This is a genomic window from Planctomycetaceae bacterium, from assembly GCA_041398785.1.
In the GTDB taxonomy this organism is placed as follows: Bacteria; Planctomycetota; Planctomycetia; order Planctomycetales; family Planctomycetaceae; genus JAWKUA01.
This window is the reverse complement of the sequence record JAWKUA010000036.1, coordinates 26,674-45,065: the sequence shown is the minus strand read 5'-3', so window position 1 is coordinate 45,065 and position 18,392 is coordinate 26,674. Positions and strand designations below refer to the sequence as shown.

Sequence of the window (18,392 nt, the reverse complement as noted above, 5' to 3'; positions counted from 1 at the left end):
GTCGAAACGGGAGGGTGAAGCAATTGTCGCTCTGCATTGGTAAATTCTCATCTGCCGATCGCCTTGCGGTCGCGAGCCTGAATGCCTCGTTTTTCCCCGCCCGCGGCATAACTCACGAGCCCGAACGCCTCATTCTTACCCGTGAGCAGTATAATCTCCCGCGCCGCTCGGCTAACCCGAATTGCCGCGGGCGGTTTGACTCCCGATGCCAAAAGATCACACTGTGATCGCAGCCCGCCACGAAACGTTTCGCCATGATTCTTCACGTGTGTACCTTCACCTGGGAGTCGCCGCTGATGTTCAGGCACATCTTCCCCGCGATCGTCCTGCTGGCGTTTTGCTGCGGGCGCTTTGTCACGCCCGCCGTCGCCGCCACGCCGATCACTGCCGCGCCGAATGCCGGGGCGGCGAATGCTGAGACGCCGAATATCGTCTTCATCCTTGCCGACGATCTGGGTTATCGCGAATTGGGCTGTTTCGGTCAAAAGCTGATCAAAACGCCGAATCTGGATCGGCTCGCATCGCAGGGAATGAAGCTGACTCAGCACTACTGCGGCAACGCGGTCTGCGCTCCGTCCCGGTGCGTGCTGATGACCGGAAAGCACCCCGGCCACGCATTCGTTCGCGATAATCGGTCGACGCCGCCCGAAGGACAGCAGCCGATTCCGGATTCCGAAATCACACTGGGCGAACTCATGCAGGCCCGCGGCTACAAGACGGGAGTCTTCGGAAAATGGGGACTCGGCGGGCCGGATTCCAGTGGCGTCCCGCTGAACCAGGGCTTCGATCGCTTCTTTGGCTATCTTTGCCAGGCACACGCTCACAGCTATTACCCTTCGTTTCTGCGAGTCGACAACGGCAGCATTGAACTGCAGAACAACCCGCCGATTCCCGGCCACGCCGGACTGGCGGAAGGCGCCGACCCGAACGATCCCCGCAGCTACGACCCGTTCAAGGGAACCGACTACGCTCCCGATCGCATCAACGCGCAGGTACTGGACTTCATTCGCAGCCACAGTGACGAACCGTTCTTCTGCTACTACCCCACGGTGATTCCTCACGTCGCGCTGCATGTGCCGGATGAAGAATTGCAGCCGTATCTGATACTGGGCTGGAACGATCCGCCATTTACTCGCGCCAATGGAGGCTACACGCCGCACTTCACGCCGCGAGCCGCCTATGCGGCGATGATCTCCCGCCTGGACCGGTACGTCGGCAACGTGCTGAATCTGCTGGAGGAACTCGACCTGGCCGACAACACGCTGGTGGTCTTCAGTTCCGACAACGGCACGACTCACCTGGATCAGGAGGTCGACTACACGTTCTTCGAAAGCGTCGGCGAGCTTCGCGGACTGAAGGGATCGCTATACGAAGGCGGCATTCGCGTCCCCACCATCGTGCGCTGGCCCGGCAGGGTCGCCGCCGGCTCCGAAAGCAGCCGGATCAGCGGGTTTGAAGACTGGCTGCCGACAATTCTGGAATCCGTCGATGCGGCTGACACGGTTCCGGCTGACTGCGACGGAATCAGCCTGCTGCCGACATTGCTGGGACAGGAACAACCGGAACGCCCGTTCCTGTACCGCGAATTCGCCGGCTACGGCGGTCAGCAAATTGTTCGAGTCGGAAACTGGAAGGCCGTCCGACAGAATCTGAACCGCCGCAATCAGCAGGACGCCACGGTCAGGACGGAACTGTACAACATCGCCGAGGACATCGGTGAACAACACGATGTGGCCAGGCAACACCCCGACGTCGTCGCGCGGCTGGAACAAACAATGGCCGAACAGCACGTGCCGTCGGACCTGTTTCCGCTGAAACTGATTGATCGTTAGGTGGGGGGAGTTGAGAGTTGAGGGTTGAGATCTGAGATCTGAGATTTCAGATTTCAGATTTCAGATTTCAGATTGCAACGGTGAAGCTGAAGCTGTTTTTCAATGCATGCCACGGACTTCCTTTCTCGAAAACACGCCTACAGCCACGTTCCCGTGGTGGTCGTGTACGGCAGTGAGCGGTACCTGAAGCTGGAAGCTCTGAAGCGGATTCCCGGTTTCAGCGGCGGCGACGATGTGGAACTCACGCGGGTCCCCGGAAAGGATGCCGATCTGCGCAGCGTGGTCGACGAACTGCTGACCGTGTCGATGTTCGGCGATCAGCGAATCGTCATGATCGACGACGCGGACGACTTCATCAAAGACAACCGTCCGGGACTCGAAAAGTACGTCGCTCACCCGTCCAAAGCGTCGCTGCTGATTCTGGACGTGAAGTCGTGGCCGAAGAATACCAAGCTGGCGAAGGCCGTGGAAAAGACCGGTCTTGCCGTGGAATGCACTCCTCTGACCGGCGCTGTACTGCTGAAGTGGCTGGAGAAATCAGCGACGGAAGAATTCGGAAAGGTCCTGGTTCCCTCCGCCGCGGCGCTGATGATTCAACTGGCCGGAGACAGCCTGGGGATGCTGGAGCAGGAACTGGCCAAGCTGGCCGCTCTGGTCGGTGACAACCAGACAATCACGGAAGACGACGTCACGCGAGTCGTCGGCGGCTGGCGGCTGGAAACCACGTGGCACATGCTGGACGCCGTCCGCGACGGAAACGTGGCGTTTGCCATTGAGAATCTCGACAAGCTGATCGTCTCCGGCGAACACCCGATCAAAATTCTCGGCGGCGTGACCTTTGTGTTCCGCAAGTACGCCGAAGCCACGGAGATCGCTCGCCAAACCCGCGACCTGCCAGGCGCTCTCAGGACTGCCGGCGTGTTCCCGGGCGCGGTTGCCGCTTCCGAAAAATACCTGCGGCGAATCGGCTACGACAAAGCCTGCCAACTGCTGCAGTGGCTGGTCGAAGCGGATCACAACCTGAAGGGCGGCAGTCGAGTCGAGCCCAGACTGCAGTTGGAACGGCTGTTTGTGCAACTGGCCGGATAGCAGCCCGCCGCCCGAAGGCAGCGAATAGCCGCCCGCCACCGGGAGGCAGCGAATAGCACCGCGTCGCCCGAATTCGGGGCGTCAGGCAAAGCTTCCGAGGAATCCTTGACACGCATACATCGACAGTCTACACATATGCATAGACACGCAAGGTAAGGGCACTGAAATGGACCCGAAACAACTGGCGGGAACTCTGGATCTACTGCTGCTGGAAGTCATTTCGGCCGGGCCGTCCTACGGCTATGACATCACGCAGCAGGTTTTCAGTCGTTCGGAAGGCACCTTCGAACTGAAGGAAGGCAGTCTGTATCCGGCGCTGCATCGTCTGGAACGTCAGAAGCTGCTGACATCATTCTGGCAGGAACACGACGGCCGGCGACGCAAGTACTATCGAATTACGGCGGCGGGTAAGAAGTCGCTGGATCAGCGGCGCAAGTCGTGGCTGGACTTTGCTCGCGGAGTCAACGGAGTGCTGGGCGCTTTGCCGGGAGACGCTTATGCGATGGGATGACGAAATTGACATGGCATTGCCGCAGCCCGCTCCGGACGACCCGGCGGACCTGCGCGACGACATACGGGATGAACTGGCCGATCACCTGACCTGTTCCATGAATCGTGAACTGCTGCGGGACGGTGACGAACGGCGAGCAGAGACTCGCGTCCTGGACCGATTCGGCGATCCGGGAAAACTCGCGAGACGACTTTGGTGGGATTCGACGAAAGGGCAGATGATGAATCGCAAACTCAGGATCGCGGCCGTGACGACATGTGTTCTGGCGGCCGGAGTCGGGATGTTCGCCATGCTGTACATCGCGGAAGAGTCCAGTGCGCGCGTCGCCGGACTGACTCAGCACATCCAGTTGCTGCAGCAGAGTCTGTCCAGACAAAGTCAGACCCTCAGCGAACTCGCGGCACAGATCGGCAAGAGTCGCCCCGAAACTTCAGACGCCGCGTACGGTGGTTCGTCAATGATGGAGATGATGGCAGCATCCGCAGACAACGGCGGTATGGGCACGGGTTATCCAGGAGGCGGCTATGCCGGTGGCAGTGGCGGCTTCGATTCGGGGATGTCACCGATGATGATGGGAGGCGGCATGAGTGCCGGCGGCTATCCCGGTGCGGTATCAGCCTATCCCGGTGTCGGCGCCGCGAGAGACAGTGTCCAGACTCAGCAATCCGCGAAGGTCCAGGAACTTCTGGCAAGCCTGTTTCCCGACAGCAAGATTCAGGTCGTCTATCTGAAGGACAGCGTCGTCCTGCGCGGAACCGTCAATTCCGCGGAAGCCTCGGAGCAGGTGGAAGAGATCACAAAGCAGTTCTTCGAAACCACGCTGAATCAACTCCACCTGGGATCGTCGACAGACACGCCACCGGCAAACGAGCCTGCTTTGGAAGCGGCGGCGGAGGCAGAGATTTCGCCCGAAGAAAACTGAACGGCGGCAATCCGCTGATTCCGGCCGGGCAGGAATTCGATCGTCCGCGGCGAGCCTGTGACTGCGTCAAATGCGTTACATCAGGTTCCGCATCTTGACGCTCAGGTATTCGTTGATCAGCCGCTCGGTCAGCAGGTCGGGCGGCGTATCGACCATCATGACTCCGTTGTCGCGCAGAGCGGCGACCTGTTGAGCCTGCCCGGTCAGAATCTGAGCGGCTGCGGAGGTGTGGAAGGCGTCGATGTCGTCGGCGGGAATCCGGTCCGCCATCGCTCGCAGACCAACGTCCTGCAGCAGCACGCACATCGGCAGATAGGGCAGCGACTGCAGCTTCAGGCTTTCGCCGATCACGCTAAGCTGAATTTCGTCGGTCACAAACGTGATCAGAATCACCAGGGCTCGCTTTCGCTGAACCATGGCCAGGTATTCCAGAGCCAGGCTGAAGTCGGCCGCTTTTGTGGATGCCTGGATGTCGTAGGTGGAACGCAGAATTGTCTGAATTCCCGGCTTGCCGCGGACCGGGCGAATGAAGCGTTCGATGCGATTCGAAAACGCCATCAGCGACACGTTGTCGCCCTGCCCCAGAGCGATATAGCTGAGCATGATGGCGGAATTCAGCGCGCGGTCCAGGTAGGAAATGCCGTCGGTTTCGTTGCGCATGAACCGGCCGCAGTCGATCATCAGCACCAGATTCTGATTGCGTTCGACGTTGAATTCGCGGCTGATCAGAGTTCTCTGGCGGGAGGTCGCTTTCCAGTCGATCTGGCGGATTTCGTCGCCGTAGCGGTATTCCCGCAGCCGTTCGAATTCGCGTCCCTGGCCGGGCATTCGCAGCATGCGAACTCCGATTTCCGCCAGGCGATTACGGCTGGCCATCAGTTCGTAGCGATAGACAGCGCGAATGTCGGGATAAATCCGCACGGGAGTCTTCAGCGGCCGGACTTCGTGCCGCGTCCACAGTTTCAGTGTTGTCGGAAAGCGAATGTGCACGGCCGGCAATTCGGAAGCTCCGCGGCGCAGCGGCGTGACGGAATAGCTGACCGTGGCTTCCTTCCACGGGTTCAGGGCCACGGTTTGCGGCATACGATCCGGGTCAGTGTCGCACAGCGGGCCGGGGTCATCGTGAACATTCACGGTCAGCGGCAGGCGGGATCGATTGCGCAGCACCAGTCGAGCGGGGTTGGGAGTTCCGACGCTCAGCACATCGGAGATCTCGCGCTCGACTTCGATATCGGAAGGTGCTCCGCTGATCAGCAGATCGACTCCCGCAACCACGACCAGCACGACGTTCAGCAGCAACGCGATATCGGCCACGTCTCGGCGCAGACCGCCGAACATCAGTGGCAGAGCCAGCATCAGCGCTAAGAAAATCAGCAGCCGGGAAGGAATCACGACCGGGGTGCCTCAACACTGTCCATGATCTGGCGAACGGTTTCGTCGGCGGTGCTGCCTTCGATTTCCGCTTCCGGGCGGAGCCGCACGCGATGCCGCAGAACCCACGGCGCGAGTTCCTTGATGTCGTCGGGAGTCACGAAGTCTCGCCCCCGGCACGCCGCCAGCGTTCGCGCGGCGATCAGCAGGTTCACTCCCGCTCGCGGACTGGGACCGACGCTGACCGAACCCCACGTTCGCGCGGACGAAACGATGTCCACGATGTACTTCAGCAGCTTCTCTTCGACGATCACCTGCTTCACGGCTTCCTGCACGGCAACGACGTCTTCGGCCTTCATCACCTGCTGCAGACCGAAGTCGCTCAGATGCCGCGGATCGCGTCCAGAAGAATACAGCCGCAGGATGTCAACTTCGTCAGCATGAGGCGGATAGTCGACCAGCAACTTGAACATAAAGCGGTCGACCTGCGCTTCGGGAAGCGGGTACGTGCCTTCGTGTTCGATCGGATTCTGAGTCGCGATGACCAGAAACGGGCTGTCCAGCCGGTGCGTCGTGCCGTCGACGGTCACCTGATGTTCCTGCATGACTTCCAGCAGCGCCGCCTGAGTTTTCGGGGGCGAGCGGTTGATTTCGTCGGCCAGCAGAATGTTGGTGAATACCGGTCCCTGATTGAAACGAAAGACCTGGTCCTTCATGTCGTAAATGCTGTGTCCGGTCAGATCGGACGGCATCAGGTCGGGAGTAAACTGAACTCGCCGAAAGCTGCATGACACCGTCGACGCCAGCACGTTGACCAGCAGCGTTTTGCCGAGTCCCGGCGGGCCTTCAATCAGCACGCTGCCTTCGGAAAACAGCGCTACGAGCACGCCTTCGACCAGCTCGATCTGACCGACAACCACCTTGCCGATCTGCTCAACGGCCGCGTTGAATGAATTCGAAACGTCTGTGAGTTGCATGAGGTTCGGACGCTGGGTTGAGAGTTGAGAGTTGAGGGTTGAGGGTTGAGAGTTGAGAGTTGAGAGTTGAGAGTTGAGAGTTGAGAGTTGAGAGTTGAGAGTGCCGCCGTCTGACTGCTGCCGGATCAGGCAGGCGGTGATTTTTGTCTTGCGGGTTTCGAAGCGACGTCTTAACTTCCCGTCAGCCGGGCGTGCAGGTCCGCGAGTCCTCGAATGGCGGCAGCGGCTCGCGCGGGATTGGTGTGTCGGTTGGCTCCGAGATCTTCCGCCGTGGTGACTCGCTGCTGCACTTCTTCCGGTGACAGTCCGGTGCGATGAGCCACGGCGGTGAAATCTTCCAGTCTGACGGTGCCGCCGAACAGTCGCCGCAGCACACTTTTCAGATATTCGGTGTAACAGCGCACCGACTCGGCCGATCCGGTGGAGCGAAACTGCAGATTGCCGACCGCGATGGCGCTGTCGGTCAGGCTGCGGCGCTGCAGGTTCTGTGTCTTCACGGGCGGACCGAACCGATGGAATCCATACCAGCCGGCCAGCATCGCGATCAGGATCAGTTGCAGCGTTCCGGACCGCAGCCCGGGGCTCATCAGCACGGCCGTTCCGCGGTACGAGTCGGTGGAATTCAGGAATTCGCTGACGACGATCGTCGCGCCGCCGCGGTTGTTGCCGGCGTGATCCGCGTGAGCGTACTCCACCAGCCGCACGGCCAGTTCGGCCTGGGTTTCGTCCAGCATGGCTCGATTGGAAAACACATCGGGACTGGCGGACACCACAACCAGTCCGTTGCCGTATTTCCAGGAAGCGGCCTGAACTTCGCCGGACGGTCCCTGCACCAGCGTTGTCGCGCGGCTGGGAGGCGTCGTCATGGTGGCTCGCGTTCGCCAGGGAACCGAACCCTGGACGAGCGTGCTGCTGGATTCGATTTCGGAAACTCGAACGGACGATTCGTCGGCGTTTTCGATGATCGCTTCCGTTCCCTGCTTCGGCAGCAGACTGGGGGTCTTGTTCAGATCAATGTCGTCTTCGTCATCCTCGGCGTTCGCAGTACCTGGTGGTGCTGCGGCAGACTGCGCGGCCGAAGCATCGACCGCCGGCGCAAGCTCAGCGGTCGTTTCCGAAGCGGAGGTTCCGAAGCGCGGCCGAAGCATCGACCGCCGGCGTTTCCGAAGCGGGAGGTTCCGGTGAAGTGCCGGATTCCGGGGCTTCTGCAGGAATCGACGTTTCAGGAGCAGCGGTGTTTCCGCTTTCAACCGCGTCGCCGGTTGTCGCCGGACTTTCAGCGGGAGTCGTACCGGAAGAACCCGGCGCGGCAGTTGGGCTGACGGTGGCCTGTTGCTGAAAATACGGCTGAGCCTGGATGGAAATGCTGAGCTGAAAAACGGAGCAGTCCGGGTTGCTCCAGTTCGGAGCGAACAGCAGTGTGCCGCCGTTGTAGACCCAGGTGGCGAGTTCGGACTGTTCGTGCGTGTTGGGATAGCGATCGGGGCTGAGCACCAGCAGCGTGGCATTGCCGTCCGGGATCAGCCGGTTCGATTCTCGTCGAACGGGTGGCAGCACGCCGGCGGTTGACAGGTCGTGCAGCGTTTCGAACAGCCCGCGTTTGCCCTCGATGGCGTTGCTGTAGGAATCGTCGGGAGTCCCCGGGTCGCCGGGAAGCCACCAGAACTGCAGCAGCACCAGAGCCGCCGCGGCCAGCAGCCAGCAGGTGTCAGACTTCTGCAGTCGTCGCGGCTTCTTCACGGAAGGCTTTCTGAAAGGAGGTCAGACAGTGCCGGAACATTTCTTCGGTGGCATCACGGCGGCCGAAATAAACGCGTTCGAATTCCAGAGCCGTCACGCCATACGCGTCGCGACGAACTTCCTGACGCCAGACGGCGCGCACATAGTCGCGGTTGGTCAGTCCCCGGCGGAAACGAATCAGCCCCGCTCGTTCAATCCAGCTCATGCTGCCCAGCAGCAGTTCGCGAATCGCCGCGCGAAAGTTTCCGTCCGCCGCAAACTGCAGGGCTCGCGATTCGTAGGTCGACGCGGCCAGTTCGCCGGGAGGCACGCTCAGGTTTTCCAGATCTTCTTCCGTGTTCAAAAAGCTGCGATCCCGGGAATGATTTCGCCCGTCGGACGTCCGAACAATTGCGGCGATGATCCAGATGGCGGCTCCCACCAGAGCGATCACGGCGACGTACAACAGCACCTGTGACAGACCGATCGAAAGCCCGCTGGATGGCATGTTGACCGATTGCGTATTCGGTCTTTGGCGGCGGGACGAAAACAGGCTGGAAAACCAGGTCAGGACGCTGTCGATGGCGTCGCCGATCGCCGTGCCGATGCTGCTGGTCATGCCTTCCAGAAATCCCTTGTCGGCGTCGTTTTCCGGAATGTTCTCCAGGACTCGCCGACGCACTGAGCGGTACTCGTTCTGCTGCATGACTCGACGAGCGGCGTCGCGAATCTGTTCGGACGGCAGGTCGTTCTGCGCCAGCGTCAGCGCCTGCACGCCGCCGATTGGCAGAAGACGCGATTCCGCCGTCTGGCTGACGTCGATCGCAAAGGCGGCGTTCGCGCAAACGGCCCAGTGCAGGCAGGCAGCAATAATCAGCGCCGGCATTCTGTTCATGCGGCCTGTTCCTCCAGGCGGTTCGTTTCGACTCGAAATTGCAGTTCCAGATCCCAGCATTCGTTGCGAATCCGCTGGTCCAGGTAACAGAAGAACCACGCCAGCCGAATGACGGGGTACGGAATCCACAGAGAAACCTGCAGCAGTGTCAGCACGCCGGGATCGTCGATCAGCCTTCCCATCAGCGCGTCGGCGATGTCGGGGCTGTTGGAGATCGTGTTGAAGAAGATCGGTGAATTGAACAACGTATCGCTCAGCATGTCGATCATGCGAAAAATCCCGGCGCTTGGCGATACCCCAGAACACCAGCAGCGAAACCAGCCGACCCAGATTTCGCGAATAGCCGCCGCCCTTACCCAGCCACGACAGCCGCTGAGTGACCTGGCTGAACCGAGTGCGTTCCAGCAGCATGACTTCCGGCAGATGTCCGAAGTATGCCGTGACAAACACCGACGGCAGCACCATGCAGAACCCGGTGAAGATCTGCAGAAACCGGGCAACCAGAGTCAGAAACAGATACGAAAACAACCGGCTGCGCACTCCCTTCAGCGCGGCGGATGTCGTGATCGGAACGCCGAAGACCTGCGGTCCGATACTGGCCACCAAAGCACCGCTCATCAGCATTGAAGAACAGAAAGATCAGGATGGACGGAATCAGCATGTCCGTCGCGCGACTGGTCAGCAGCCACACCAGCGCACAGGACGGAATCGCAAACATCAGCGTCAGCCGGGCAATCGGAGCCGCGAAATGTCGAGCGAACACAAACGCCAGGTCCAGGCAGCCGCCCAGCGAGCGTCGTTCGACACTGACGATGCAGTCTTCCACCTTCATGCCGCATCAGCCTCCCGTCCGGCGAATCCAAGGTAAGCGATCACCAGGATCCACAGCATCGTGCCCACCGCATACTTGACGGCGTGAGGAATTCCGGGCATCGGCGAAAAGTAGGCTTCGATTAATGCGGCGATCAGCAGCATCACGGCGGCTCCGCTGGCCAGCTTGATCGCTTCCAGACCGTGGTACCGCAGCGATTCCATGCGAGTCCGGTTGCCGGGATGAATCATGCCCCAGCCGATCAGCAGCCCGGCGGCTCCGGAAATGACAATCGCCGTCAGTTCAAACGAACCGTGCGAAATCGCGAAGCTGAAGAATCGGTCGGAATGTCCCTGGTTGATAATGAAGCCCGTAATCGCGCCCAGAGCGATGCCGTTGAACAACAGCGTCACCGCCGTTCCCACGCCGAAGAAGACTCCCAGACCAAAACACTGCAGCGCGATGCCGACGTTGTGCTGCACATAGAAGCCGGCCATCGCGGATCGCTGGTCGGCATAGCTGACGTCGCCGTCCTCGTAGAAATCCTTCTCATAGCTTTCACCGGCTTCTTCCATCACGACCCTGTCGACAAGCTGTTCGGCCAGCACCGGGTCGATCGTCGCCACGATCATCGATACCAGGAACGGCACCACAAACAGGGCCAGCGCCACGAAGAAAAACTCCTTCCTGGCTCGCAGCAGCCGCGGATAATCTTCGGCCAGAAACTTCAGCACTCCGTGAATCGATCGCGGCGGCGACCGGTACAGGCAGTTGTGGCCCTGAGCGACCAGGTCGTTCAGGTACTGTTCCAGCCGGGCTCCCCATTCACGCGACTGGACCAGCGACAGGTCGTAGCAGATTGAACGGTACAGTCGCGACAGGTTGCCGATGTCGCGACCGCTCCACCGGCCCAGCCGGGAACCCTTCATGCGCTGAAGCAGAGCTTCGAACTGCTGCCAGTCGCCGCGGCGCTGCTTGATGAACCGTTCGCGATTCACAGAAGATCCTCCGGACGGTTGCCTGTCGGCGGCTGATCACGGGACGTGTCTTCGTCGGCGACTTCCTGTAGCGACTGAATTCCGTCCCGCGGTTCGCCGCTGTGTTGCGCGGCTTCTGGCGGAATTGCCGCTGCTGCGACGGTGGACGCGGCTGCATTCGTTCCGACGGCGGAAGCCCTGCCCGGCTGCGCGAACGGGTTGTGTTCACGACGATTCTGCCGGGATCGTTCGGCGATGTGAGAAATCGCGGTGTGATCCAGGGAATCCTGCGCCGCGGCGGCATCGCGGTCGGTTGTCTTCTTCTCGCGCGGGTCTTCGGAAAACGTCTTCAGAATGCGCCGCAAGAACGCCGTGTGCTGCACCGGCGCGTCTCGAAAATACGTGTTGGGGTTGCGAGGATCAACGGGCGGCTCGGCAAACCCCAGTTGCCGCCGCAGTGCGGAGGACAGTGGTCGAGCGATCTCTTCACGGCGTCCGTCGGTGATGATGCGATCGCCTTCGAACAGCCGCTCAATCACGGCCAGAGTTCGTTCCGGAACATGGTAGCGGCCGGAACACTCGGTTCGCGCGATCGGCTCAATTCCGTGAGTCACGCCGGCTGCGCGGCTGATGAATTCCCGCGACTCGTCGATCACCATTGTGTCGAAGAAGATGTCGCCCAGCCGCTGCATTCGAGCCGTCGCGAACATCGACAGCAGCGCCACGCTGTAAGTGGGAATAAATGGCGGAATGTCAGGATGAACGGGAACCAGCACGAACCCGTCGGCAACCAGCAGCACGCTGCGGCCGAAGGCTTCAAACCAGCCGATGGGTGTGCCGTTCGTCCGCACGACTCGCAGGCCCGCCGATCGTTTTCCAGGAGTCTGTCCGTTCCAGAACGCTTCAAACAGGGCTCGATACAGCCATTGTGCGACGAAGATGACCAGCAGGATCACTCCCATCATCGCTCCCGAAACCGTGCCGCTGAAGGCCATCAGGATCGACACCAGCCAGATGATCGCGATGGAGACAACCGTCACCAGAACGGTGTCCATCACAAATGCCATGCCGCGCTTGCCGGGTCCGGCGATCACAAACCGAAAGTCGACGCCTTCGGGCGTTTCCACGGTCACTCGCGTGTCGACGATCAGTTGGCTGCTCATGGAAATCCACAGATCACAGGAACAGAATCCGGGACACCGCGGTTTCCTGCGGCAACATTGAACATTCCGGTCTGCAAACACGGTTCATGCCGCGACAACGGCTCGGCCAAGATGACAGATCAATTTACTCGTTGCAAGCACCGCCGTTCCCGCCAATTTCCGGCGGAGGAACGAGAATTGCCCGCACAACGAAGTCGACGTTCCCGATTGGTCGAATCGGTGGCCGAACAGCCAATCCGTTCAGAACAGCGTGCCGTTTTTTCCGAAGCCCGGTTGCGGCCGTTGGAAACCGCGAGCCGCACGATTCCCACGCAACGGTCAATTTCCGTACACTGGTCGACCAGACGCGCAGCACGAATCAACGGGCGACTTGCGAACCGGTGATGATTGGGGCGTTCGGCAAATGAAAATTTTCCAGTGCAGAGCGGCCATTGCTTCACCCTCCCGTTTCAACGGGAGGGTCGCCGATCGAAGGCCGTTCAGGCGTTCGATCGCGGGGAGAGTGACGCACTGGGAACTCCCGTTGCGCGGACGCCCTCCCCTCGTTTGATCGCCTGAACGGCGATCAAACTTCGACCCTCCCGTTGAAACGGGAGGGTCTATTCTCATCTTCCGCAGGCCTAATTGGACGACATTGCTATTTGGTGAACATGGCGAAGAAAAAGTCAAAACCCGATTCACCCAGCGGCGAGGATTCCGAGATCACGGTCGAAGCGGCGATGTCGGAACTGAGCGACATTGTGGGGTTGCTGGAATCCGGGCAGGCTCCGCTGGAAGAATCGCTGCAGCAGTTCGAACGCGGCATGAAATTGCTGCGCCGGTGCCACGCCATTCTCGACGCCGCCGCAGGGGCGAATAGAACTGGTGACTCGCCTGACCGCAGACGGCTCCGTCGAAACGACAGACTTTGACGGAACCGCATCCATCGCGCGAGCGGAAAAGCCCCGGACGACAGCCGCAGCCTGTTCTGAACCGGCGATCGCCTGTCCGGGACGGCGAGGCACCTGCCGAGCCGCGTGGGCCAAAGTGGGCCAGAGGACGTCCGTTGCGGCACCGGCTCGGCGGGAGCCTCGCCCTCCCGATGGTTGCGCCGGAGGACGTTCGATGGCGGCAGCGCGTCTCGTAACGCTTTCCGACGGCTGCGCCGCACAACTTCTGCGAAGATGTGGTAGCCGGTGAGACGGACGGTCCGGGAGGGCGTGTCGGTGGCGTTCGGTGGCCGGAATGCGGGAATCTGATTATCCTTGCGAGCCTGAGTGCTGGACGGCTCTACAATCTGTCGGCAGACTCAACCCGCCTGCATTTTTCCAGCCGCCCGCATCGTCAATCTGTCGCATATGCAATCAGCCACTCCTACATCGCTCGCGACGGCGAGCCTGCCGACTGTGGCTGCCGCATTTGATTACCAGCCGCGGACGCGAGTCGTCTATGGCGGCGGTGCATTCGCTCGGCTGGGAAGCGTCGCGTCGGAGCTTTCGGCGAAGCGAATTCTGCTGGTGACGGATTCCGGACTGAAAAACGCCGGTCACCTTGACCACGCCGTCGAAAACCTGACGTCTGCCGGATTGCAGGTGTTTGTCTTCGACCAGGTGGCGCCGAATCCGACGACGGAACACGTGGACCGCTGCGTCGAATTCGCCCGGTCGCTGAACATCGACACCATCGTCGGGCTGGGCGGCGGCAGCAGCATGGATTGCGCCAAGGGAGCCAATTTCCTGCTGAGCAACGGCGGGCAGATGCGAGATTATCGCGGCGTCGGAAGAGCGTCCCGGACGATGCTGCCGATGATCGCTGTTCCGACGACATCGGGAACCGGCAGCGAAGCGCAGTCGTTCGCGGTGATCGCCGACGCGAAGACTCACATGAAAATGGCGTGCGGCGATCCGAAGGCCGCGTGCCGCGTTGCGATCCTGGATCCGGAACTGACCGTCACAATGCCGCGAGCCGTCGCGGCGGCAACGGGCATCGACGCGATGACTCACGCGATCGAAAGTTACGTCACCACCAAACGCAACTTCGTGTCCCAGATGTTCGCGCGGGACGCCTGGTCACTGCTCAGCCGCGCGTTTCCCGTCGTGCTGCAGGAACCGGAAAACATCGACGCCCGGGGCCGGATGCAACTGGGTGCTCACCTGGCGGGAGCGGCCATTGAAAACAGCATGCTGGGAGCCACCCATGCCGCAGCCAATCCGCTGTCGGCTCACTTTGAGACCACTCACGGATATGCCGTGGGACTGCTGCTGCCGCACGTGATTCAATGGAACGCGGAAGAGGTCGGTCCGCTGTATCGGGAACTGGCCATCGCCGCCGGCTGGAGCGACGCTGGTGATTCGGTTGACGACGCGGTCGAAAGCCTGCAGTCGGGATTCACGGAACTGGTCCGGCTGGCCGGAGCTCCCACCACGCTGACTCAAGCCGTCAAACCGAAGATCTCCGACGAAATGCTGCTCACACTTTCCGAAGAAGCCGCTCAACAGTGGACGGGGACCTTCAATCCGCGAACAATGAATCCGACCGGCTACGTTCAGATCTATCGGAATGCGATGTAGTGAATCGACCGGATCGGGACGTGTCGACCGCATTGTGCGGAATGCGTGGTGTCGAGCGTGCCGGAGCGACGTTTGCGTGACGGCACGCAGGTTTCACAACACAGAGTACCAGGCGGCTCGACGGTGTGCCGCCGGTTCGGACCTTCGAAAGGAACGCCCATGTCGATGAGTCGCCGCGATGCTCTGATCACGATCACCAGTGCTTCTCTGACGGCCGTTGCGACGCCGCGAATCGGAGCTGACGATCCGCCCGCTTTGACAACTCCGGCGGCGTCAGCGTGGTCATCGTTCCGCAACGGTCCGCAGCAGCGGGGAATCGCAAACACCAAATTGACCGACAACCCAAAGTTGAAATGGGAAGTCGTTTCCCGCGACGGCTGGGTCGCCACCTGTGCGATCGCCGGCGAACACGTCTACGCTCCCGCGCTGCGAGGCTATCTGCACTGCTTTCACCGCGATACCGGCCGCGAACTCTGGAAGTACCGTTCGATCGAGAATCCGGACGAAAAAGCGTTCGCGCCGGGATTCAAGGCGGCACCTCTGGTCACGGCTGATGCGGTCTATGCGGGAGACGAAGACGGAACGCTGCACGCCGTCAGTCGAACCGACGGCCGCGGCATGTGGAAGTTTGAAACCGGCGGAGAAATCGCCGGCGGAGTCACGCCGTACGAAAATGAACTGCTGCTGGCGTCTCACGACAGCTTTCTGTACTGCCTGACGAAGCAGGGCGAAGAGGTCTGGAAGTTCCAGACGAATGACCGCATCAATTGCTCACCGGCACTGTCGGGTAACCTGACATTCGTGTCAGGATGTGATGAACACCTGCGGATCATCGACGTCCGCAACGGTATGGAAACACTGGACCTGCCGCTGAAGTCGATCCTGATCGCGTCACCGGCAATCGTCGGCGACATGCTGTATGTCGGCACTCACAACGGCGACGTGCTGGCCGTCAACTGCCGCACCGGCGAGATTGCCTGGCGATACACGGGCGACCGGCCGATGCCGTATTACGCGTCGGCCGCAGTGACGGATGATCTGGTGATGGTCGGCAGCCACGACAAACTGATGCACGCGATTGACCGCCGGACCGGCGAAGGCCGCTGGACGTTTTCCACGAATGCGCGAATTGAAAGCTCCGCGGCAGTCGTCGACAATCGGCTGTTCTTCGGATCCGCGGACCGAAATCTTTACGGAGTATCGATCGACGACGGATCGGAGGTCTGGAAGTTCAGCGCCGGAAAGGCGATCACTGCCGGAGTCGCCATCGGCGAAGGCTGTCTGGTGGTCGGCGAAGATGACCAGAACGGTCGTCTGCGGTGCTTCGGATAATCACCGGCGAAACGGCAAGGCGAAACCGGCATGAATTCTGAATCGTTTGACCCGTGGCGGGAGGCCAGGTCGTTGCGAGTTGCAGGTTCCCCGGACTCCACGGTACCGATCACCAAACCAGTTGCGTCATATCACGTGACAGTGCTTGACAGCGCTGCCTGAAGGAGTGACGCAGCGCGATCCGGACGATTTTCGCGGCGGCCCGGTTTTCGACATTTACTTTGATTTTTCAGCAGAAGGTGGACGCGACATGTCCGCGGCAGACACGGCGACAACCACGGAAGTCGGCAGCTATTTCATTTCCAACTATCCGCCGTTTTCGCTGTGGACCGGCGAACACGTGCCGGATGTCTTCGAAGCGCTCGAACGGCCGCTGACGGAAACTCGCCAGACGCCGCTGGGGCTGTACATTCACATTCCGTTCTGCCGCAAGCGCTGCAAGTTCTGCTACTTCCGCGTTTACACCAACCAGAACGCGAAAGCGATCGAAGACTACGTTCAGGCGCTGATCAGTGAGATCGAAATCATCAGCCGCAAACCGGCGGTCGGCGGTCGCGAACTAAGTGTCGTGTACTTCGGCGGCGGCACTCCGTCGTATCTCAGTTCGCGGCAACTGCAGTCTCTGCGGGAACGCATGAGCGAACACGTGACATGGGACAATGCCCGCGAAGTCACGTTTGAATGCGAACCGGGCACGCTTAGCCTGGAGAAGGTTCAGACGCTGAAGGACATCGGCATCACCCGCATTTCCCTGGGAGTCGAAAACTTCGACGACAGCATTCTGGAACAGAATGGACGTGCTCACCTGTCGCCGGAAGTGATGAGAGCCTACGGCTGGATTCAGCAGGTTGGGTTTCCACAGGTCAACATCGATCTGATCGCCGGCATGGTCGGCGAAACCGATGAAAACTGGCACCGCTGCATCGAACAGACCATCGAAATGCAGCCGGACAACATCACCATGTATCAGATGGAACTGCCGTTCAACACGGTGTATTCGCGGGAAATGAAGGAGCAGGGACTGGATTCTCCCGTCGCCGACTGGCCCACCAAACGCCGCTGGGTCAGTGAAGCCATCGACCGCCTGCAGCAGGCCGGCTATCACATTTCCAGCGGCAATGAACTGGTTCGCAACCCGGAAACGGATCACTTCATCTATCGGGACAATCTGTTTCGGGGAGCCGATCTGATCGCCACGGGGGTCTCTTCGTTCGGGCATTTTCAGGGAGTGCATTATCAGAATCTGGATCAGATCGAAGACTACATGGAAACCGTCGGCCGCGGGGAACTGCCGGTCAACCGCGCGCTGCGGCCGACGCCTCATCAACTGCTGATCCGTGAACTGGTGCTGCTGATGAAGGAAGGTCAGGTCGACGGCGGACGGCTGAACAGGAAGTACGGCGTCAACATCTTCAAAGAGTTCGCCGATCCGTTTCGGAACCAGCAGGCCGCCGGTTACCTGGTCGTCGACGGTGATCAGATCCGGCTGACTCGCAAAGGTCTGCTGCAGGTTGATAGTCTGCTGCCCGAATACTTCGAAGAAGAACACAGATCCGTCCGGTACACATAGCCGACCGGTCGTCGAGTTTCGTTCCTGCGGCAGGGGCTTCACCGGATTCCCGTGGCTGCAGCCAAACCGACCGTCCGCCGATCTGACGTCGCCTCGCCAATCTCCACCCGCCGTGAAATCCGCTGCCCGTGAATCCGCTGATTGAACTGAAACAACTGTGTTCGCTGTTTCCCGAACCCGATGGCGAACCGCTTTACCTGTCGGCGGAACATGTGCCGCGCGAAGCGACTCCCGAACCTTACCGGCGAATGCTGGTCCACGAACATCACATGACCGTGACGATGGAATCGTACCACGACTGTTCCGTCGACGTTGCCGTCATCGATTCCCGCTACGTCGACGACACCTATTGCCGCAAGATCCTGCTGAACCGCCACGGGACGTCGGTTCCCGTGCAGTTCGGCATCGTCCGGTTCAATTTTCAATATGTGACGGAACCCGTCCGCCGCGAAATCGAATCCGGTGAAATTCCGCTGGGACGCGTGTTAATCGCTCACAACGTTCTGCGGCACATCGATCTGGGTGCCATCCTGAAATTCACGGCGGGACCCGGATTGAGCCGCTATCTGCAGATGCCGGTCGGCGAAGCCACCTTCGGGCGCATGGCGACAATTTTCTGCAACGGTGCTCCCGCTGTCGATTTGTTGGAAATCTCCGCACCACTGGACTAGAAC

Annotated in this window: 19 protein-coding genes; 10 read left to right on the top strand and 9 right to left on the bottom strand. The window is 60.4% G+C overall.

Annotated elements, in window-relative coordinates; genetic code table 11:
* The 5 genes from R3C19_25580 to R3C19_25560 all read left to right on the top strand — a co-directional run.
* Positions 1 to 227 (top strand): hypothetical protein (locus tag R3C19_25580; protein ID MEZ6063735.1); only part of this gene is annotated, 227 nt, incomplete at its 5' end.
* 27 nt (positions 228 to 254) lie between these two features.
* Positions 255 to 1,832, top strand: coding sequence for an arylsulfatase (locus R3C19_25575; protein MEZ6063734.1), 1,578 nt, complete (start codon positions 255 to 257; stop codon positions 1,830 to 1,832).
* Positions 1,833 to 1,934: 102 nt separating this feature from the next.
* Entirely contained in the window at positions 1,935 to 2,921 is a 987-nt protein-coding gene (holA, locus tag R3C19_25570; GenBank protein MEZ6063733.1) for a DNA polymerase III subunit delta, read from the top strand.
* Positions 2,922 to 3,087: 166 nt separating this feature from the next.
* Complete coding sequence (locus R3C19_25565; protein ID MEZ6063732.1) at positions 3,088 to 3,432, top strand: PadR family transcriptional regulator; 345 nt, start codon at positions 3,088 to 3,090, stop codon at positions 3,430 to 3,432.
* The gene (locus R3C19_25560) at positions 3,419 to 4,354 is read left to right on the top strand and encodes a hypothetical protein (protein ID MEZ6063731.1); all 936 of its coding nucleotides are present in this window, start codon (positions 3,419 to 3,421) and stop codon (positions 4,352 to 4,354) included. The genes R3C19_25565 and R3C19_25560 overlap by 14 nt, the downstream gene beginning before the upstream one ends.
* Before the next feature lie 75 nt (positions 4,355 to 4,429).
* On the opposite strand, the gene R3C19_25555 is transcribed toward R3C19_25560, so the two are convergent.
* The 9 genes from R3C19_25555 to R3C19_25515 all read right to left on the bottom strand — a co-directional run bounded on the left by R3C19_25555 (position 4,430) and on the right by R3C19_25515 (position 12,267).
* The gene (locus R3C19_25555) at positions 4,430 to 5,746 is read right to left on the bottom strand and encodes a DUF58 domain-containing protein (GenBank protein MEZ6063730.1); all 1,317 of its coding nucleotides are present in this window, start codon (positions 5,744 to 5,746) and stop codon (positions 4,430 to 4,432) included.
* Entirely contained in the window at positions 5,743 to 6,702 is a 960-nt protein-coding gene (locus R3C19_25550; protein MEZ6063729.1) for a MoxR family ATPase, read from the bottom strand. The genes R3C19_25555 and R3C19_25550 overlap by 4 nt, the downstream gene beginning before the upstream one ends.
* Before the next feature lie 170 nt (positions 6,703 to 6,872).
* Positions 6,873 to 7,850, bottom strand: a complete 978-nt coding sequence (locus R3C19_25545; protein MEZ6063728.1) for a hypothetical protein — start codon at positions 7,848 to 7,850, stop codon at positions 6,873 to 6,875.
* Positions 7,804 to 8,442 carry a DUF4350 domain-containing protein gene (locus R3C19_25540; GenBank protein ID MEZ6063727.1) on the bottom strand — a complete coding sequence of 213 codons (639 nt, stop codon included), beginning with the start codon at positions 8,440 to 8,442 and terminating at the stop codon, positions 7,804 to 7,806. The genes R3C19_25545 and R3C19_25540 overlap by 47 nt, the downstream gene beginning before the upstream one ends.
* Positions 8,411 to 9,316: a hypothetical protein gene (locus tag R3C19_25535; GenBank protein MEZ6063726.1), complete on the bottom strand. Its 906-nt coding sequence runs from the start codon at positions 9,314 to 9,316 to the stop codon at positions 8,411 to 8,413. The genes R3C19_25540 and R3C19_25535 overlap by 32 nt, the downstream gene beginning before the upstream one ends.
* A complete protein-coding gene (locus tag R3C19_25530) occupies positions 9,313 to 9,585 on the bottom strand; it encodes a hypothetical protein (protein ID MEZ6063725.1) in 273 nt (90 codons plus the stop codon). Before R3C19_25530 ends, R3C19_25535 begins: the two co-directional genes overlap by 4 nt.
* Before the next feature lie 83 nt (positions 9,586 to 9,668).
* Entirely contained in the window at positions 9,669 to 10,148 is a 480-nt protein-coding gene (locus R3C19_25525; GenBank protein ID MEZ6063724.1) for a hypothetical protein, read from the bottom strand.
* The gene (locus R3C19_25520) at positions 10,145 to 11,125 is read right to left on the bottom strand and encodes a stage II sporulation protein M (protein MEZ6063723.1); all 981 of its coding nucleotides are present in this window, start codon (positions 11,123 to 11,125) and stop codon (positions 10,145 to 10,147) included. The genes R3C19_25525 and R3C19_25520 overlap by 4 nt, the downstream gene beginning before the upstream one ends.
* On the bottom strand, positions 11,122 to 12,267 hold the full coding sequence (locus R3C19_25515; GenBank protein ID MEZ6063722.1) for an RDD family protein: 1,146 nt from the start codon (positions 12,265 to 12,267) through the stop codon (positions 11,122 to 11,124). Before R3C19_25515 ends, R3C19_25520 begins: the two co-directional genes overlap by 4 nt.
* Before the next feature lie 650 nt (positions 12,268 to 12,917).
* Here R3C19_25515 and xseB point away from each other — a divergent pair.
* The 5 genes from xseB (at position 12,918) to R3C19_25490 (ending at position 18,389) form a co-directional block, all read left to right on the top strand.
* Positions 12,918 to 13,178 carry an exodeoxyribonuclease VII small subunit gene (gene xseB / locus R3C19_25510; protein ID MEZ6063721.1) on the top strand — a complete coding sequence of 87 codons (261 nt, stop codon included), beginning with the start codon at positions 12,918 to 12,920 and terminating at the stop codon, positions 13,176 to 13,178.
* Positions 13,179 to 13,652: 474 nt separating this feature from the next.
* Complete coding sequence (locus R3C19_25505) at positions 13,653 to 14,816, top strand: iron-containing alcohol dehydrogenase (GenBank protein ID MEZ6063720.1); 1,164 nt, start codon at positions 13,653 to 13,655, stop codon at positions 14,814 to 14,816.
* 159 nt (positions 14,817 to 14,975) lie between these two features.
* Positions 14,976 to 16,148 carry a PQQ-binding-like beta-propeller repeat protein gene (locus R3C19_25500; GenBank protein MEZ6063719.1) on the top strand — a complete coding sequence of 391 codons (1,173 nt, stop codon included), beginning with the start codon at positions 14,976 to 14,978 and terminating at the stop codon, positions 16,146 to 16,148.
* Between the two features lie 145 nt (positions 16,149 to 16,293).
* Positions 16,294 to 17,718 (top strand): coproporphyrinogen-III oxidase family protein, encoded by a 1,425-nt coding sequence (locus R3C19_25495; GenBank protein ID MEZ6063718.1) that lies wholly within the window; start codon positions 16,294 to 16,296, stop codon positions 17,716 to 17,718.
* A gap of 128 nt (positions 17,719 to 17,846) precedes the next feature.
* Positions 17,847 to 18,389 (top strand): hypothetical protein, encoded by a 543-nt coding sequence (locus R3C19_25490; GenBank protein ID MEZ6063717.1) that lies wholly within the window; start codon positions 17,847 to 17,849, stop codon positions 18,387 to 18,389.
* The last annotated feature ends 3 nt before the right edge of the window (positions 18,390 to 18,392 follow it).

Excerpts from the sequence above, each read along its gene's own strand:
- R3C19_25575 (MEZ6063734.1), top strand. The coding sequence starts at position 255 with ATGATTCTTCACGTGTGTACCTTCACCTGGGAGTCGCCGCTGATGTTC.
- holA (MEZ6063733.1), top strand. The coding sequence starts at position 1,935 with ATGCATGCCACGGACTTCCTTTCTCGAAAACACGCCTACAGCCACGTT.
- R3C19_25565 (MEZ6063732.1), top strand. The coding sequence starts at position 3,088 with ATGGACCCGAAACAACTGGCGGGAACTCTGGATCTACTGCTGCTGGAA.
- R3C19_25560 (MEZ6063731.1), top strand. The coding sequence starts at position 3,419 with ATGCGATGGGATGACGAAATTGACATGGCATTGCCGCAGCCCGCTCCG.
- R3C19_25550 (MEZ6063729.1), bottom strand. The coding sequence starts at position 6,702 with ATGCAACTCACAGACGTTTCGAATTCATTCAACGCGGCCGTTGAGCAG.
- R3C19_25545 (MEZ6063728.1), bottom strand. The coding sequence starts at position 7,850 with ATGCTTCGGCCGCGCTTCGGAACCTCCGCTTCGGAAACGACCGCTGAG.
- R3C19_25535 (MEZ6063726.1), bottom strand. The coding sequence starts at position 9,316 with ATGAACAGAATGCCGGCGCTGATTATTGCTGCCTGCCTGCACTGGGCC.
- R3C19_25530 (MEZ6063725.1), bottom strand. The coding sequence starts at position 9,585 with ATGATCGACATGCTGAGCGATACGTTGTTCAATTCACCGATCTTCTTC.
- R3C19_25525 (MEZ6063724.1), bottom strand. The coding sequence starts at position 10,148 with ATGAAGGTGGAAGACTGCATCGTCAGTGTCGAACGACGCTCGCTGGGC.
- R3C19_25515 (MEZ6063722.1), bottom strand. The coding sequence starts at position 12,267 with ATGAGCAGCCAACTGATCGTCGACACGCGAGTGACCGTGGAAACGCCC.
- xseB (MEZ6063721.1), top strand. The coding sequence starts at position 12,918 with ATGGCGAAGAAAAAGTCAAAACCCGATTCACCCAGCGGCGAGGATTCC.
- R3C19_25500 (MEZ6063719.1), top strand. The coding sequence starts at position 14,976 with ATGTCGATGAGTCGCCGCGATGCTCTGATCACGATCACCAGTGCTTCT.